This is a genomic window from Xanthomonas prunicola (assembly GCF_002846205.1).
Taxonomy (GTDB): domain Bacteria; phylum Pseudomonadota; class Gammaproteobacteria; order Xanthomonadales; family Xanthomonadaceae; genus Xanthomonas; species Xanthomonas prunicola.
Genome location: NZ_PHKV01000004.1, coordinates 280396 through 296388, shown reverse-complemented (window position 1 = coordinate 296388; position 15993 = coordinate 280396). Strand labels below are relative to the sequence as shown.

Sequence of the window (15993 nt, the reverse complement as noted above, 5' to 3'; positions counted from 1 at the left end):
CAGCGCTATCACCAACCGATTCTGGATTTTTGATGACCACCACCCCCTTCCCGCTCGAACCCACTGCCGCCGACGCGCAAGCCGCCATTGCCGAGGAGTTTTCCTTCTTCGGCGACTGGTCCGAGCGCTACCAGTACCTGATCGATCTCGGCCGCAAGTTGCCCGCCTTCCCGGAACACTGGAAGACCGAAGAACACCGCCTGCATGGCTGTCAGTCGATGGTCTGGATCGTGCCGGAAGGCAATGCCGAGCGACTCGACTTCCATGCCGTCAGCGATTCGGCCATTGTCTCCGGGCTGATCTATCTCGCATTACGCGTGTATTCCGGGCGTAGCGCGCAAGAGATCCTTGCGACCGAGCCGGACTACATCGCCGGGATCGGCCTGGCCAAGCATCTGTCGCCGACCCGCAGCAACGGGGTGGCCGCAATGCTCGCCTTCATTCGCGACACCGCGCGCGCGCAGCAGTGAGCACGCCAACACCCTCGCCCGCCGATTCGCTGCGCACGCTGTTTGCCCATCCAGGCTTTGGTCTGGTGCTGCTGTACCGCGTGGCGGCGATGCTGTCGTACCAGATCGTCGCCGTGACGGTTGGCTGGCATATCTATGAAATCACCGGCAATCCGCTTTCGCTCGGGCTGATCGGCCTGGCCGAAATCCTGCCGTTCTTCTGCATCGCCCCGTTTGCCGGCTACCTGGTCGATCACCTGCCGCGCCGCCGGCTGGGCATGGTCGCAGTACTGGGCCTGACCGCCACCGCGTTGCTGTTGCTGGCGATCACGCAAGGCTGGTTGCCGGTGAAAGGCGTATGGCCGATCTATGCCGCCATCTCCCTGACCGGCGCGGCGCGCTCGTTCCTGTCGCCGGTCTACAACGCCTTGTTTGCGCGGGCGCTGCCGCGCGAAGCATTCGCGCGTGGCGCCAGCATCGGTAGCGTCACCTTCCAGGCCGGCATGGTGATCGGCCCGGCGCTGGGCGGCGTGCTGGTGGGCTGGGGCGGCAAGGGGCTCGCCTACGGCGTGGCCGCCAGCGTGGCGATGCTGGCGATCCTGGCACTGGCGCTATTGCGCGTCAGCGAGCCGGTCAGCGAGGGTCCCCGTGCGCCGATCTTCCGCAGCATTGCCGAAGGAGCGCAGTTCGTGCTGTCCAACCAGATCATGCTGGGCGCGATGGCGCTGGACATGTTTTCGGTGCTGCTCGGCGGCGCGGTGTCGATGCTGCCGGCCTTCATCCACGACATCCTGCACTATGGCCCGGAAGGCCTGGGCATCCTGCGCGGCGCGCCGGCGCTGGGCTCGATCGTGGTCGGCATATGGCTGGCGCGGCACCCGCTGCAGCGCAACGCTGGGCGCGTCCTGCTGCTCTCGGTCGCTGGCTTCGGGCTATGCACCATCGCCTTCGGGCTGTCGCGCCACTTCTGGCTGTCGGCGGCGATCCTGCTGGTGTACGGCATGTGCGACGGCGTGTCGGTGGTGGTGCGTCAGACCATCCTGCAACTGGCTACACCTGATGCCATGCGTGGGCGCGTCTCTTCGATCAACGGCATCTTCATCGGCTCGTCCAACGAGCTGGGCGCGTTCTACGACGGCGTGATGGCGCGCCTGGTCGGCCTGGTGCCAGCCGTGGTGATCGGCGGCTGCGTCACTCTAGGCGTGGTGGCCACCACCGCATGGAAGGCGCCGCGCCTGCGCAAGCTGGATCTGCGCGATCTGCAATGAGCTGAGCGGCGGCGTGAGTGTTTGCGCTTGCTCGCTGCTAGCGTCGGTGGAACAACAAGATCCCGTGCGACCGGCAGCACTCACGTAACAGAAGATCAGGCGCCGTCGCGGCACATGCAAATGCGCGCGACCGCGTCGCGCGGCCTATCCCACTACACATGAATTGAATAACCCACATTGCCCGGCATCCGCTCGATCTGGTCGAAAGCGACGTTGTCGCGCCCCTCGGGATGGCACTCCATCCAGAAATGACCGTCGTGCTAGACCGCGCGCGGACGTCCTCTGTCAGCCGTTTCACCAATGCAGCAGGGTCGGCGATAGCCGCGTAGTCGACGCGTACAGCATTGCGCCGCAACGCGCTGCGCCATGGCAGGATCGATGTACTGCGCGTCGCACGTCCGCCAGCGCACCGGGAAGCGCCTGCGGCGCGCTCGGTTCCGGCATCTACTGTGGTACTGGCGGTGCCGCGTGCGCCACTGCGCAAGCCAGCACGCACATCATCATCCATCACACTGCTGCTCGCTGCATGGCTGGCTCCTGCGCCCGAGCGCTTTTGGGCCGCCACACGTCGGTATCGCCGTTGCGGCCGACCCTACGCCGATGCACCCAGCCAAACGACCATAAAAAACCCCGCGCATGGCGGGGTCTTTCAGTGAGCCAGACGTACGATTAGTCGCCCTGCTGCTTCTGCAGATGCTCCCAACGCTCCTGGGCGTCGATCGTGCGCTCGGCGGTCAGACGCGCTTCCAGGCGGTCCAGACCGATCTCTTCGCCGGTGTCCACGCAGTAGCCGTAGTCGCCGTCTTCCAGACGCTTGAGCGTGCTGTCGATCTTGGAGATCAGCTTGCGTGCGCGATCACGGGCGCGCAGTTCCAGCGAGTTTTCGGTCTCACGCGTGGCGCGTTCGGCTTCGTCGCCGATGTCGCGCACTTCTTCGCGCAGGTTTTCGATGGTCTGCTTGGATTCCTCCACCATCTCGTTACGCCAGCTCTGCAGGCGCTGACGGAAGTATTCCTGCTGCAACTTGTTCATGTACTCCTCGTCCGCAGCAGGCTTGTAGCCCTGCGGCAGGATCGGGCGACCGGTCGCTTCGTCGGTCTTGTACTCGACCACCTTGTACTTGGTCTTGGGCGTCGGGCTGGAGGACTTGGCAGTCACGGCCACAGCCACCTTGCCGACCGGACGGGTCGCGGCGGGCTTGGCGGGGGCTTCGGTTTTGGTTGGCGTTTTTGCGGAAGATTTCGAAACGGGCACGGGATTCTTGAGTGGCGGGGTCGCAGGCTTTGCCGGCTTCGCAGGGACGGCCTTGGGGGCCGGTGCGGGCGCGGGCTTTTCAGCCTTGACCGGGACTGACTTGGCCGGAGCCGGCTTGGTGGCCGGCTTCGGTACGGACTTTGACGCCACCGGCTTGGCAGCCGGTTTGGCGGCAGCCGGAGCTGCCTTCTTGTTCGCCGCCGGCTTGGCAGCACCCTTGGCGAGGGGTTTCACTGGCTTGGGGGCTGCGGACGCGGCGGTCTTGGAAGCCGGCGCCGGCTTGGCAGCGGCCTTCTTCGCAGGTGCCTTTTTGGCAGCCGGCTGCTTGGTCGCCGGCTTGGCGGCCGGTTTCGCAGTGGCAGGCGCCGCTGCCTTTTTCGCAACGGGTTTGGCGGACTTCTTGGCGGCCTCTACGGCCTTTTTTGCAGGTTTTTTAGCAGCCACGAAACGCTCATCCTTGGTTCCCCCGGGGCCCGGGAAAGCGGGCCTTTATAACGTACCCCGCGGACCCCCGGCAACCACCTATTAATGCAAGTGGCATATCATTGGCAAGTGATCTCACGCCTGCTCATCGCGCTGCTGCGCTTCTACAAGCTGTTCATCAGCCCCTTGCTCGGGCCGCGCTGCCGTTTTGCGCCCAGCTGCTCGGAGTACGCGATGACCGCCATCGGCCGCTTCGGCCCCCTGCGCGGCAGTTGGCTTGCCGCACGCAGGCTCGGCCGCTGCCATCCCTTCCATCCGGGCGGGTTCGATCCAGTGCCGGACGCGCCCGCCTCCGCCCCCTCTTCTTCCTGCAGTTGCAAAGGACCTCATCCATGAGCCGAACCGTCATCGTCAATGCCCGCCTGGTCAATGAAGGCAAGGAGTTCGACGCTGATCTCCTGATCGAGGGCGGCCGCATCGCCAAGATCGGCAGCAAGATCACCCCTGCCCCTGGCGATACCGTTGTGGACGCCGCCGGACGCTGGGTGCTGCCAGGGATGATCGATGACCAGGTCCACTTCCGCGAGCCGGGCCTGACGCACAAGGGCGACATCGCGACCGAATCCGGCGCCGCTGTCGCTGGTGGCCTGACCAGCTTCATGGACATGCCCAACACCAATCCGCCGACCCTGGACGCCGCTGCGCTGCAGGCCAAGTACGATGCGGCCGCCGGGCGCGCCTGGGCCAACTATGGCTTCTACATGGGCGCCAGCAACGACAACCTGGCCCACATCCAGTCGCTGGACCCCAAGACCGCACCGGGCATCAAGGTGTTCATGGGCGCCTCTACCGGCAACATGCTGGTGGATAACCCGGAAACGCTGGACGCCATCTTCCGCGACGCGCCCACGCCGATCATCACCCACTGCGAAGATACCCCGACCATCGATGCGACGATGGCGCAGTACAAGGAAAAATACGGCGATGCGCTGACCCCGGAGATGCATCCGGACATCCGTTCACGCGAAGCCTGTCTGAAGTCGTCGCAACTGGCGGTGTCGCTGGCGCGCAAGCACAACACCCGCCTGCATGTGCTGCACATCTCCACCGCCGACGAGCTGTCGTTGTTCGAAGCCGGCCCGCTGGTGGATGCCGACGGCAAGCTGCGCAAGCGCATCACCGCCGAGACCTGTATCCACTTCCTGCGCTTCGATCGCAGCGATTACGCGCGGCTGGGCAATCTGATCAAGTGCAATCCTGCGATCAAGAACGCCGAAGATCGCCTGGCACTGATCGATGCGCTGGCCGAAGACGTCATCGACGTGCTGGCCACCGACCACGCCCCGCACACCTGGGAAGAAAAGCAGAAGCCGTATGCGCAGGCGCCATCGGGCCTGCCGCTGGTGCAGTACGCGCTGGTCGCGGCGCTGGAGCTGGTGCATGAAGGCAAGCTGCCGATCACCCGCATCGTGCAGAAGTTCGCGCATGCACCCGCGCAATTGTTCGATGTGGAAGAACGCGGCTTCCTGCGCGAAGGGTACTTCGCCGATCTTGTGATGATCGACAACACGCCGTTTACAGTGAAGCGCGAGCAGGTGTTGTCCAAGTGCGGCTGGTCGCCGTTTGAAGGCACCACCTTCCGTTCGCGCATTGCCGCAACCTGGGTCAATGGCCAGCAGGTATGGGACGGCGAGCAGTTGGTGGGCAGCGCTGCCGGCCAGCGCCTGACCTTCGACCGCTGATGCGCGCCCCCCTGTTGGGTGCTTGGTTGATCCTGGCACCCGTGTCGCTGGTTGCTGGCCACGCTGAGGCGCAAACAGCCCCCGCGGCTGATGTCGTGTTTCCGCAAAGCGCCTCGCAAGGTGCGCTGGTGATCGGCAAGGTGCCGGCGGGCAGCAAGGTGCAGTACGCCGGCCGCACCCTGCGTGTGAGTGGTTATGGCAGCGTGGTGTTCGGTATTGGCCGCGATGCCACCGGGCCATTGCAGGTACGGATCATCCAGCCCGATGGCAGCACACAGACCGTCAGCATTGCAGTGACACCGCGCGACTGGCCGGTGGAGCGCGTCAATGGCGTGCCGCCCAAGACGGTCAATCCACCGGCCGACATTGCTGCGCGCATCAAACGCGAACAGGCGCAGGTCACAGCGGCGCGTGATCGCGATGACGCGCGCACGGATTTTGCTCAGCCCTTTCTCTGGCCGGTGCAAGGTCGCATCAGCGGCCGCTTCGGCAATGCACGCGTATACAACGGCCAGCCCGGTGCTGGCCACTCGGGCATGGATATTGCCGTGCCCACCGGTACGCCGGTGAAAGCACCGGCCGCCGGCGTGGTGACGTTCGCAGCACCCGATCTATATCTGACCGGTGGCACGGTGCTGCTGGATCACGGCTTTGGCGTGAGCTCGAATTTTCTGCACTTGTCGCGCATCGACGTGAAGGTGGGTGATCGGGTCGAGCAAGGCCAGGTCATCGCGGCCGTCGGTGCCACCGGCCGCGCGACCGGGCCGCATCTGCATTGGGGAATGAATTGGTTCGATGTGCGAATCGACCCGTTGTTGGTGCTCGAGCGGACGAAGTAACGCGTTCGGGGATTGCCGTTCTGATGTGCAGTGGCGCGGACGAGAGATGTTGCTGCGCTTCTTTGCTGCACGGCGCGATAGCCGGTCAAGCCGATGTTGGTGCTTGCGCGCGGTAAGTGAATGCGCGTGACGACCGCTGGGTAGACGCAGGCCTAGCCAAGTGATCGGCTAGCGAAAACGCACGTAGCCCGCGACTTACCCGGTATGCCGTCGCTGTCGGCCTGCAGGCGTTCGTTAGCGTGTCACCAACGTCATCGACGATGTGCGGATGCGCTTGCGACGCTCGTGTCGGCACATGCCGGTAATCGGTGCGTTGCTTGGTTGTGTGCACGTGGGCGCTCGACGGCGGTGAGCCTGACGAGCGGCCGTCCCCTCACCCCGCCCCTCTGGCGTAGGAGAAGGGCTTACGCTCGATGGTCCGATCCCGCAGCCGGCCGTTGCGCCGAAACGCTGCACAACCCAGTCAGCGGCGACCTACCCGTTGTGCTTGTGTTCGCCAACGGGCTTTGGGGTATAACCGGACCGACCGTCGAGCGTCGCTGCATGTGGCCGCTCGGCTGGTGACGGTCGGTCCTTCGCTTCCGCGGCGGGCGTGCTTCATCTCCCCTCCCCCGACTGCAGGAGATGTGCGACATGCGTAACGAGCAACTCAAACCGACCCTGGGCACCTGGCAACTGTGGGGCATCGCCGTGGGGCTGGTCATTTCCGGTGAGTACTTCGGCTGGAGTTACGGCTGGGGCACCGCCGGCACGCTCGGCTTTCTGGTGACCACGTTGTTGGTTGCGGTGATGTACACCTGCTTCATCTTCAGCTTTACCGAACTGACCACCGCCATTCCCAATGCCGGCGGGCCGTTCGCCTACAGCCTGCGCGCGTTCGGCACCTATGGCGGGATGCTGGCGGGCCTGGCCACCTTGATCGAATTCGTCTTCGCGCCACCGGCCATCGCGATGGCGATCGGGGCCTATCTGAATGTCCAGTACCCCACGCTGGATCCGCGCATCGCAGCGATCGGCGCGTACCTGGTCTTCATGAGCTTGAACATCGTCGGCGTGGCGATTGCGGCCACCTTCGAGCTGATCGTGACGTTGCTGGCAGTGATCGAACTGCTGGTCTTCATGGGTGTGGTGGCGCCGGGTTTCAGCGTGGCGCGCTTCGCTGCCAATGGCTGGGCCGGCAGCGACGTGTTCGGACCGGCGGCCATTTCGGGAATCTTTGCGGCGATTCCGTTTGCGATCTGGTTCTTTCTGGCGATCGAAGGCGCAGCGATGGCAGCCGAAGAAGCCAAAGATCCCAAGCGCACGATTCCGCGCGCCTACATCGCCGGCATTCTCACGCTGGTGATCTTGGCGCTTGGGGTGATGGTGTTCGCCGGCGGCGTCGGCGACTGGCGCCAGCTCTCCAACATCAACGATCCACTGCCGCAGGCGATGAAGGCGGTGGTCGGCAACAGTTCCACCTGGTTGCACATGCTGGTGTGGATCGGCTTGTTCGGCCTGGTGGCCAGCTTCCACGGCATCATCCTGGGTTATTCACGTCAATTCTTTGCGTTGGCGCGTGCCGGCTTCCTGCCGCATGGACTGGCCAAGCTGTCGCGGTTCCGCACCCCGCATCGCGCGATCCTGGCCGGCGGCGTCATCGGCATTGCCGCGATCTGCAGCGACAGCGTGGTCAAGATCCAGGACATGTCGTTGACTGCGGCAATGATCACCATGTCGGTGTTCGGCGCGATCGTGATGTATGTGATGAGCATGCTCAGCCTGTTCAAGCTGCGCCGCGCCGAACCCGGTCTGGAGCGGAGCTTCCGCGCGCCGGGTTACCCAGTGGTACCAGCCATCGCACTGCTGTTGGCGCTGGTCTGTCTGGTGGCGATGGTGTGGTTCAACCCGATCGTGGCGTTGATCTTCGTCGGCCTGCTGCTGTTCGGCGCGCTGTGCTGCGTGCTGAGCCTGCGCAGCCAGGCCTCGACTGCGGCCAACAGCAGATGAGCGGCTTTGCATGCACCGTTGGCGGCGAGCAGTTCCGCTTTGCCGATCTGAAGACCCTGCTGGCCAAGGCAACGCCGGCGCGTTCGGGCGATCAACTGGCCGGGCTTGCGGCCGACTCGGAGCGACAGCGTGTGGCGGCGCAGATGGCGCTGGCGGATCTGCCGTTGCGCCATTTCCTCGATGAAGCGGTGGTGCCATATGACACCGATGAAGTCACCCGGCTGATCGTCGACCAGCACGACACCCACGCATTCGCCACTGTCGCGCACCTCACCGTCGGTGGCTTTCGCGATTGGTTGCTGAGCGCGCAAGCCGACGCAACCGCGCTGGCCGCACTGACACCCGGACTGACTCCGGAAATGGTGGCCGCCGTGTCCAAGCTGATGCGCGTGCAGGACCTGATCCTGGTAGCGCAGAAGATCCGCGTGGTCACGCGCTTTCGCAATACCTTGGGGTTGCGCGGGCGGCTGTCCACCCGCCTGCAACCCAATCATCCCACCGACGACGCCACCGGCATTGCCGCCAGCGTGCTCGACGGGCTGTTGTACGGCAATGGCGATGCGGTGATCGGCATCAACCCGGCAAGCGATAGCCTGGCGGCCACCACTGCGTTGTTGCGCATGCTCGATGCGGTGATCACCGGCTACCAGATCCCCACGCAGTCGTGCGTGCTGGCGCACATCACCACCACCATCGAGGCAATCAACCGCGGCGTACCGGTGGATCTGGTGTTCCAGTCCATCGCAGGCACGGAGGCGGCGAATGCCAGCTTCGGCATCAACCTGGCGCTGCTGCAGGAAGGCTATGAGGCAGGCGTGTCGCTGCGACGTGGCGGTGTCGGCGACAACGTGATGTATTTCGAAACCGGCCAGGGCAGCGCACTGTCGGCCAATGCGCATCACGGCGTTGATCAACAAACCTGCGAAGTGCGCGCCTATGCAGTAGCACGACAGTTCAAACCGTTGCTGGTGAACACCGTGGTCGGCTTCATCGGCCCGGAGTATCTCTACGACGGCAAGCAGATCATCCGTGCCGGGCTGGAGGATCACTTCTGCGGCAAATTACTTGGCGTGCCGATGGGGTGCGATATCTGCTACACCAACCATGCCGAAGCCGACCAGGACGATATGGATGTCTTGCTGACCCTGCTCGGCACCGCCGGCATCAATTTCATCATGGGTATTCCCGGCTCGGACGATGTGATGCTGAACTACCAGACGACCTCATTCCACGATGCGCTGTATGCGCGTCAGGCGCTTGGCCTGCGAGCGGCGCCCGAATTCGAGCAATGGCTGGAGCAGCAAGGCATCCTGCGACTGCACGAGGACGGACGGTTTGCACTGGGCAGCGAGGTGCCAGCGGCATTTCGCCACGCGCTGTCGCACTTCCCCAGCGGGACGCCGCAATGAGCGAGCCGACAGCCTCCCCGCACGATGCCTGGGCGCAACTGCGCCAGCTCACCCCTGCGCGCATCGCCCTCGGACGGGTCGGTACCAGCCTGCCCACCGCAGCCCATCTGGATTTTCAGCTGGCGCACGCGCAGGCGCGCGATGCGGTGCATCTGGCATTCGACCCGGCGCCGCTGCAGGCCGCGCTGGAACAACGCGGGCGCCGCAGCATTCTGTTGCACAGCGCTGCGGCGGACCGGCACACCTATCTGCAACGCCCGGATCTGGGCCGTCGCCTGGCCGACGACGCTGCCACGCATCTGCGCGGACTCACCGCCGTTCATGGCGGCGGGCATGATGTCGCGGTGGTGGTCGCTGACGGGCTCTCTGCGTTGGCGGTACATCGGCATGCGGCGAACATGCTCGAACAGATCGATGCCCTGGCAGTGCAGCAAGGCTGGTCGTTGGCACCGGTCGTGCTGGTTGCACAAGGACGCGTCGCCATTGGCGACGAGGTCGGCGAGCTGCTCGACGCGCGCGCCGTGATCGTCTTGATCGGCGAGCGGCCGGGGCTGAGTTCGCCCGATAGTCTCGGCCTGTATCTCACCTACACGCCGCGCGTCGGCTTGACCGATGCCGCCCGCAACTGCATCTCCAATATCCGCGCCGAAGGACTGAGTTACGCCGATGCCACGCATAAACTTGCGTTTGTGTTGCGCGAATCGTTCCGCCGCAAGTTGTCCGGTGTGCAACTCAAGGATGAAGCAGAACAACCGGCGCTGCCGTCGGCCGGGCCTGCCGATGCCGCTCCACGCACGTTCCTGTTGCCGGATGCGTGACGTTCTGGCCGACGGATATGGAATCGGTCTTGAGCAAGGCAGTTAGCCGAGTGCTTACCCCGCGTCACGCATAACAAGCCTTGCCGCGAGCCTGGGGATGTGGACAGGCCGATGACAACCTGCGTGCGATCACCTTTCGCGCAGTGCCCGCTCAGTGACGACTCCGTTCTCGTAAACGGCCAGCGATGTTGGATGCACACCATCGTTCATCTCGAAATCGAAGCGGATATCGCGCTCGATCGCAAAGAAACGCGTCGTCGATTCGGGATAGAGCGTGGCCACGAAACTGCCGGCAACCAGTTTCAGATGGTTTCCATCGACGGTCACCGCAATGTTGCCGGCGCGATCCGAATGGTAGCTGCCGGCATAGCGCGCCAGGGTCGCGGCCGGCAGCATGACCGTGACAGAGGCAGGCACATACGCCACCGGCGCATGCGCGTAGCTGAGCACGCGATGCATGCGCCAGCGCCCGCCGTCGCGTTTCCACACGGTGGTGAAATCGGCTTGCCCATCCAGGCGTTCTGGCTGATCGCGCCGGTGCACGTAGAAACGGTGGCGGCCCGACAAGATCGCATAGCCGTCCTTGAGCGGATGGAACGCCAGGCTTTCATCGATGAGCTCGCGTCGCAATCGCGATGCCGGATCGGCGCAAGGCCCCTTGCGCAAGGAATCGACCACGGCCGCACGTGAGGTCGTGAGTCCGGTCTTGTCGTGGTAGAACTCGATGTCCGCGGTGACCAGCGCGCCAATGCCATCCATGTCGCAGGCGTTGTAGGCGGCCCAGAATCGTGTATCGGCTTCTCGCACCTCGCGTTCCTCGCCCGATGCGGTGGTCGCTGGCGAATCAAATGCACCCACGTCGAATGCGGCAAGCAACGACACGGCGATGGCTAAACTGACGAATCTCATACCGGATCCCGCGATGGTGGAGTCCGACGGTAAACATTAGCCGAGCATCTGGCGCCGCCCGGAAGTCACCCTGCCGAATGGCCGCCGACCTGAGCGATCGGATCGCGATGCAACATGCATTGCGTCGACAGCCAACTGCGCATCCATTCCGCAGCTCGGTGATCAAGCGCACGGCAACCTGCATCATCGATGCACATGACTCTTACAGCAGCGCGCCATCGTGCGGATTGCTGGCGGCATACGTGCTGGTCTGCAGCTCGCTGTCATGCACATGACGCAGTACATTGCGCACGTTCTCGGGTAACCGATCGACATCCAGCACTACCTTGCCGGAATGCACATCGCGTACCGCCGATGCCGGCAGCACGAAATCGCCACCGTTCTCGATATTGATCACCAGCTCGGCACCGTCGTGGCGAATCTCACGCACCGCGCCAACGCCAACCTCGCCGTCGCGCAAAAATATCATCTGGCCGATTTCGATCTGCTGCATGTCAGTCTCCTGGTTGAGCACTGCGACACAGGCGCGCTGTGCCTTGGAAGACGATCATTGCGCCGTCCGCTGTTGTGAGCCGGTGAAGCGCAGATCAGCCCCGCGTGGGCGCGTGCAACAGGGCGCCGACTGGCACATCGCGCGGACCGCCCCACCAAGCGCTTCCATGCTGTAACGCCATGCGAGCGCTACACGCGCTGTCGGTGCACGCCGATGACCACCGTGCAAGGACATCATCGCGCACAGGCGGCCAGGTGGGCCGCATGTGCGCGTTGACATCAACGCAGCGGGACGTCCGCCACCTCGTCTTGATAATCCTTCTTCGGGTCCACGCCGAACAACACCTTGATGCCGGCGAGCAGGCTGGACCCGTTGAGCCAGATCTGTGCGTGGTCGGCGTCCAGACGCAACAGCGCCAACTTGGGATCGCCCTTGCCGCCTTCGTACCATGCCGCGACGTACGGGTTCCACAAACGCTCGACCACGGCCGGATCGGTGTCCTCTATCAGCGAGCCGCTGATACTGGCAAACAAATCATGGCCCTTGCTGCTGAAGGCGCCGATGACGCGACGGCCCTGCCCCAGCATCGAAATCAAGGCATTGTCCTTGGAGGTGAAGAACCAGATCGGGCCACCGCTATCGCCTTCGATCTGGGCAGTCATCGGGCGCGCGTGACCGTCTTCGACACCGTCCAGGCCCAGCATCACGGTGCGATCGGACTTGAGCGCCTTCCAGAATTTTTCCTGCAACTCTTTGCTGTCTGCCATCTCGATTCCTGACATGCGCGTCGTACGCGGAAAGGTCAGTCTGAGAGGCGACGCGCCCACGGCATGTGAGGACATGCATAGCTGCCGAACGCCGCTGCAATTGTGCACCCGCAATATCTTTTGCTCCTGCGCGCAGCCGGTTGCGACAGTATCGCGTTGCAAAGCGTGACCAACTCGCAGATCCAGCACATTGACGCATCCCTCACCAGCCGAAAAACGAACACCGCAGTAGGATCAGCCGGCCGCTCATGCGGCACGCACGATCACCGCGCATGGCAACGGCCCTCGTTGCAGTTGCGCTGCATTGCTTGGCAACCTGAAGCGGCCGAACGCTGTTGCGATTGCCTGTCAGGCGAGCGCGCTAAGGCGGATTGGTCGCTCCTGGATCGCCTGGCATCTGCCGCGTATTGCGTTGCGCACGCGTCCCCTTCTGAGAGAGAGAGCGCCACCACATGTCTGCATCGCACATCCGTACGACCTGTCTCGCTGCCGCAGTGTTGAGCCTTGTTAGCGCCACTGCAACGGCACTGACCGGCACTGCCACGCGACCGCAACTCACCAGCAGCGAAGCAAGCACTTACACGGTCGCCAAAGCCTTGGCCAAGGCCGGGCCGATCAACGCATTGGTGACCGACAACTGGAACCCCACCGCCGGTGTCGCACTGCTCAGTGCCGACTATGCGGTGGCAGCCGACGGCTCCACGCGCTACCGCACCGTGCAATCTGCCATCGATGCTGCCGTCGCTGCAGGCGGTAAGACGCGTCGCTACATCAGCATCAAGGCGGGCACCTACACCGAGTTGGTCTGCGTGCCGAGCAATGCGCCACCGCTGACGCTGTTCGGGCTGGGTACAAATACCGGCGACACCATCATCCGCTTCAACAACGCCAACCCCACTCCCAAGCCCGCCGGTACCGCAAGCCACCCGTGTGCGAGCAATGCGTCGGCCACCACGGTGGGCACCTCCAACAGCGCGACGGTCACGGTGCGCGCGGCGAATTTCGAGGCGCGCCACTTACGCGTGGACAACAACTATGTGGAAGGCACCTACACCGACAACAATCAATCCGCGGTGGCGCTGGCAGTGCGAGGCGACAAGGCCAACTTCCAAGATGTCTTGGTTACCGGCAACCAGGACACCTTGTTGATCAGCGCGACCAGTGCGTCCGATGTGATCCGTGCCTATTTCAAGAGCAGCACCATCGAGGGTGATGTCGATTTCATCTTCGGCTCCGGTGTCGGCGTTTTCGATGGTGCCACCATCCGTTCCACCGGCGCACGCCTGGGCAGCAGCCGCGGCGGCTATATTTTCGCACCCAGCACGCGGCCCGGCAGCAGTTACGGTTTTCTGGCGATCAACAGCAGCTTTACCGGTGTCTCCGGCTCTCCGGACAACAACACCTATCTTGGACGTGCCTGGGACGAAGGCGTCGGCAGCCTGAGCTCCTACGTCAACGGCACATCGCCCAACGGCCAGGTGACGGTGCGTGATTCAACCCTGGGCAGCCATATCCGCAAGACCGCACCATGGAATGCATCGACGGTCAGCCGACCGTATTGCAGCAGCAATTGCACCAATTCGGCGAACCGCTTTTACGAGTACGGCAATACCGGAGCCGGGGCCGCCGACTGACCAATCGCCACGACAGCTGCGTTTTTTTGCAGCGCCCTGGCAGCAACGTTTCGGTGTGGCGCCGCACTCATCGCCTGTTGGAAATCCGCGTGATGCGGTCTGCCAACAGGCGATGGTGTTTACCGCGCATCCGCTTGCCCGATGGCAACGCTTGAATGGAATGGTCACTGCATTGATGACTTCGGGGACGCGGCGTCGAGTTCGCCCCTCCGACGTCAGCCGACCACATGAGGCGCCAGGCTTGCCGCTCCCTTGCGCAATCGACGTCGCAACATCGATACCTGCACTGCAAGCCCGGCGCACCAGTCACGGTGACACGGCNTCGCACCACTGACGCTCGCCGTGTTCGGCATCACAAGTCTGCAGGCCGGCGCAGCGCGGCCGCACGGGCAGGATGTGCCCGACACCGCGCACAGCATCTCCACTCGTTGGGGCGTGGTCCAGCAGCCGAGCTTGCCGACGCAGATCTGCGCCACGCTAAAAGCCGCATTGATGCCAGTGGCCGGTTCGTTGGACACGCTGGATCAGGATCCGGCCCACTCCAAGCGCGATACCGCGCGCCTGCAGGCGGCCATCGACGATTGCCCTGCCGGCAGCGCAGTGCGTCTTGTCCCCGGCGATGCCGGCGAATCCGGCGTGCTCAGTGGGCCGCTGACCATCAAGAGCGGGGTCACGCTATGGATCGACCGCGGCGTCACCTTGTTCGGCTCGCGCAATCCGCAGGACTACGACAACGGCCTGGGCACCTGCGGCACCGCTACCAGCGACAAAGCCAAGTCGTGTAGTCCGCTGATCCATCTCTCCGACACGGCCAACAGCGCCATTGTCGGCGCCGGCAAGATCGACGGCCGTGGCGGCAGCACGCTCACTGCCGGGCCCAATGCCGGCAAGGCCAGCTGGTGGGATCTTGCCTATCTCAACGTCACCAAGGGCTTGAGCCAGCACGTGCCGCGCCTGCTGCAGATCGACGACAGCACCGGCGTCACCTTGTACGACATCACCCTGGAGAACTCGCCCAATTTCCATGTCATCAGCGACAACGTGGTGGGCCTGACCGCGTGGGGCATCAAGATTCTGGCGCCCAGCCTGGTCTATTCGCGTCCCGGCTACCGATGCCCGGCAGGCAGCACCCCGGACGTCAATCCGCACGCGACCTGCTTCACGCCTGAGACTGCCAAGAACACCGATGGCTTCGACCCGGGCCAGTCGAAGAATGTGCTGCTGGCGTACTCGTACATCGGCACCGGCGATGACGGTGTGGCGATCAAGGCGCACGCCAACAGCAAGCGCAGCATCGCCTCGGAAAACATGCTGTTCGCCTACAATCAGTTCTACTACACCCATGGCTTTTCGCTGGGCAGCGAAACCGATTCGGGCATGCGCCATATCGCCGTGCGCGGCTTGAGCATCGACGGCTTCAACGCCAACGATGCGCAGCGCGATCCCTACTCGGCCAATGGCCTGCGCATCAAGTCCGACGCCTCCCGCGGCGGCCAGGTCTACGACATCAGCTTCGAGAACATCTGCATGCGCGGGGTTGCGCGGCCACTGGTGTTCGATGCCAACTACGCCAATCCGGCCACCCGCGCCGCGCCCCCTCAGTTCAACGGCATTTCGCTCAGTCACGTGCATTCGCTGGGTTCGACCACCCTGGGTGGCGGCGAACTGAGTTTCTATGGGTATCGCGATGCCGGCACTACCCGGCCGATCACCATCTCGCTGGACAATGTCATGCTGGAAGGCGGCAAGGTGAGCTTCGCGCAGCCGCATTTCGGCGGGCCTGCGAGCAACCCGGGCGCGACGCACTTCACCTTCAAGGGCGGACCGGTGAGCTTTTACGATCAGCTGACCGAATCGGTGCCCAACGATGTGCAGCTACAGGGCAAACCCGGCCCGGGCACGCCACTGCAATGCAATGACGCCTTCATTGCCTATCACTCGGTGCTGCCGGATTCGCCGATTTGAATCCAGCGTGCTGAGCGCTAAGGCAATCACATGC

General features: G+C 63.9%; 14 protein-coding genes. 10 read left to right on the top strand and 4 right to left on the bottom strand.

Annotation, left to right across the window (positions count from 1 at the left end):
• Nucleotides 1-32: 32 nt before the first annotated feature.
• Both XpruCFBP8353_RS14725 and XpruCFBP8353_RS14720 read left to right on the top strand, forming a co-directional pair.
• On the top strand, nucleotides 33-470 hold the full coding sequence (locus XpruCFBP8353_RS14725; RefSeq protein ID WP_101363881.1) for a SufE family protein: 438 nt from the start codon (nucleotides 33-35) through the stop codon (nucleotides 468-470).
• Nucleotides 467-1717: an MFS transporter gene (locus tag XpruCFBP8353_RS14720; protein WP_101363880.1), complete on the top strand. Its 1251-nt coding sequence runs from the start codon at nucleotides 467-469 to the stop codon at nucleotides 1715-1717. The genes XpruCFBP8353_RS14725 and XpruCFBP8353_RS14720 overlap by 4 nt, the downstream gene beginning before the upstream one ends.
• Nucleotides 1718-2386: 669 nt before the next feature.
• On the opposite strand, the gene dksA is transcribed toward XpruCFBP8353_RS14720, so the two are convergent.
• Nucleotides 2387-3415, bottom strand: a complete 1029-nt coding sequence (gene dksA, locus XpruCFBP8353_RS14710) for an RNA polymerase-binding protein DksA (protein ID WP_101363878.1) — start codon at nucleotides 3413-3415, stop codon at nucleotides 2387-2389.
• Between the two features lie 84 nt (nucleotides 3416-3499).
• Here dksA and yidD point away from each other — a divergent pair, with 84 nt between their 5' ends.
• The 6 genes from yidD to eutC all read left to right on the top strand — a co-directional run bounded on the left by yidD (nucleotide 3500) and on the right by eutC (nucleotide 10191).
• Nucleotides 3500-3790 (top strand): membrane protein insertion efficiency factor YidD, encoded by a 291-nt coding sequence (gene yidD / locus XpruCFBP8353_RS14705; protein ID WP_162301060.1) that lies wholly within the window; start codon nucleotides 3500-3502, stop codon nucleotides 3788-3790.
• A complete protein-coding gene (locus XpruCFBP8353_RS14700; protein ID WP_101363877.1) occupies nucleotides 3787-5136 on the top strand; it encodes a dihydroorotase in 1350 nt (449 codons plus the stop codon). The genes yidD and XpruCFBP8353_RS14700 overlap by 4 nt, the downstream gene beginning before the upstream one ends.
• A complete protein-coding gene (locus XpruCFBP8353_RS14695; protein WP_162301059.1) occupies nucleotides 5136-5975 on the top strand; it encodes a M23 family metallopeptidase in 840 nt (279 codons plus the stop codon). The genes XpruCFBP8353_RS14700 and XpruCFBP8353_RS14695 overlap by 1 nt, the downstream gene beginning before the upstream one ends.
• Nucleotides 5976-6599: 624 nt before the next feature.
• Nucleotides 6600-7964 (top strand): ethanolamine permease, encoded by a 1365-nt coding sequence (gene eat, locus XpruCFBP8353_RS14690; RefSeq protein WP_101363875.1) that lies wholly within the window; start codon nucleotides 6600-6602, stop codon nucleotides 7962-7964.
• Nucleotides 7961-9373: an ethanolamine ammonia-lyase subunit EutB gene (locus XpruCFBP8353_RS14685; RefSeq protein ID WP_101363874.1), complete on the top strand. Its 1413-nt coding sequence runs from the start codon at nucleotides 7961-7963 to the stop codon at nucleotides 9371-9373. The genes eat and XpruCFBP8353_RS14685 overlap by 4 nt, the downstream gene beginning before the upstream one ends.
• Nucleotides 9370-10191, top strand: a complete 822-nt coding sequence (gene eutC / locus XpruCFBP8353_RS14680) for an ethanolamine ammonia-lyase subunit EutC (RefSeq protein WP_101363873.1) — start codon at nucleotides 9370-9372, stop codon at nucleotides 10189-10191. Before XpruCFBP8353_RS14685 ends, eutC begins: the two co-directional genes overlap by 4 nt.
• A 129-nt stretch (nucleotides 10192-10320) precedes the next feature.
• Here the strand turns inward: eutC and XpruCFBP8353_RS14675 are convergent, their stop codons facing one another.
• The 3 genes from XpruCFBP8353_RS14675 to XpruCFBP8353_RS14665 form a co-directional block, all read right to left on the bottom strand.
• Complete coding sequence (locus XpruCFBP8353_RS14675) at nucleotides 10321-11100, bottom strand: nuclear transport factor 2 family protein (protein WP_101363872.1); 780 nt, start codon at nucleotides 11098-11100, stop codon at nucleotides 10321-10323.
• A 202-nt stretch (nucleotides 11101-11302) separates the two neighbouring features.
• Nucleotides 11303-11593, bottom strand: a complete 291-nt coding sequence (locus tag XpruCFBP8353_RS14670) for a hypothetical protein (protein WP_101364014.1) — start codon at nucleotides 11591-11593, stop codon at nucleotides 11303-11305.
• A gap of 278 nt (nucleotides 11594-11871) precedes the next feature.
• Nucleotides 11872-12375, bottom strand: coding sequence for a pyridoxamine 5'-phosphate oxidase family protein (locus XpruCFBP8353_RS14665; protein WP_207759645.1), 504 nt, complete (start codon nucleotides 12373-12375; stop codon nucleotides 11872-11874).
• A gap of 437 nt (nucleotides 12376-12812) precedes the next feature.
• Between XpruCFBP8353_RS14665 and XpruCFBP8353_RS14655 the strand changes: the two genes are divergently transcribed.
• Together XpruCFBP8353_RS14655 and XpruCFBP8353_RS14650 are read left to right on the top strand one after the other, a co-directional pair.
• The gene (locus XpruCFBP8353_RS14655; protein WP_101363870.1) at nucleotides 12813-13994 is read left to right on the top strand and encodes a putative acyl-CoA thioester hydrolase; all 1182 of its coding nucleotides are present in this window, start codon (nucleotides 12813-12815) and stop codon (nucleotides 13992-13994) included.
• 322 nt (nucleotides 13995-14316) lie between these two features.
• Nucleotides 14317-15959, top strand: a 1643-nt coding sequence (locus tag XpruCFBP8353_RS14650) for a glycoside hydrolase family 28 protein (protein ID WP_249027455.1), incomplete at its 5' end; no start/stop codon positions are given.
• Between the last annotated feature and the right edge of the window lie 34 nt (nucleotides 15960-15993).

Excerpts from the sequence above, each read along its gene's own strand:
- XpruCFBP8353_RS14725 (WP_101363881.1), top strand. The coding sequence starts at position 33 with ATGACCACCACCCCCTTCCCGCTCGAACCCACTGCCGCCGACGCGCAA.
- yidD (WP_162301060.1), top strand. The coding sequence starts at position 3,500 with ATGCAAGTGGCATATCATTGGCAAGTGATCTCACGCCTGCTCATCGCG.
- XpruCFBP8353_RS14700 (WP_101363877.1), top strand. The coding sequence starts at position 3,787 with ATGAGCCGAACCGTCATCGTCAATGCCCGCCTGGTCAATGAAGGCAAG.
- XpruCFBP8353_RS14695 (WP_162301059.1), top strand. The coding sequence starts at position 5,136 with ATGCGCGCCCCCCTGTTGGGTGCTTGGTTGATCCTGGCACCCGTGTCG.
- eat (WP_101363875.1), top strand. The coding sequence starts at position 6,600 with ATGTGCGACATGCGTAACGAGCAACTCAAACCGACCCTGGGCACCTGG.
- XpruCFBP8353_RS14685 (WP_101363874.1), top strand. The coding sequence starts at position 7,961 with ATGAGCGGCTTTGCATGCACCGTTGGCGGCGAGCAGTTCCGCTTTGCC.
- eutC (WP_101363873.1), top strand. The coding sequence starts at position 9,370 with ATGAGCGAGCCGACAGCCTCCCCGCACGATGCCTGGGCGCAACTGCGC.
- XpruCFBP8353_RS14675 (WP_101363872.1), bottom strand. The coding sequence starts at position 11,100 with ATGAGATTCGTCAGTTTAGCCATCGCCGTGTCGTTGCTTGCCGCATTC.
- XpruCFBP8353_RS14670 (WP_101364014.1), bottom strand. The coding sequence starts at position 11,593 with ATGCAGCAGATCGAAATCGGCCAGATGATATTTTTGCGCGACGGCGAG.
- XpruCFBP8353_RS14665 (WP_207759645.1), bottom strand. The coding sequence starts at position 12,375 with ATGTCAGGAATCGAGATGGCAGACAGCAAAGAGTTGCAGGAAAAATTC.
- XpruCFBP8353_RS14655 (WP_101363870.1), top strand. The coding sequence starts at position 12,813 with ATGTCTGCATCGCACATCCGTACGACCTGTCTCGCTGCCGCAGTGTTG.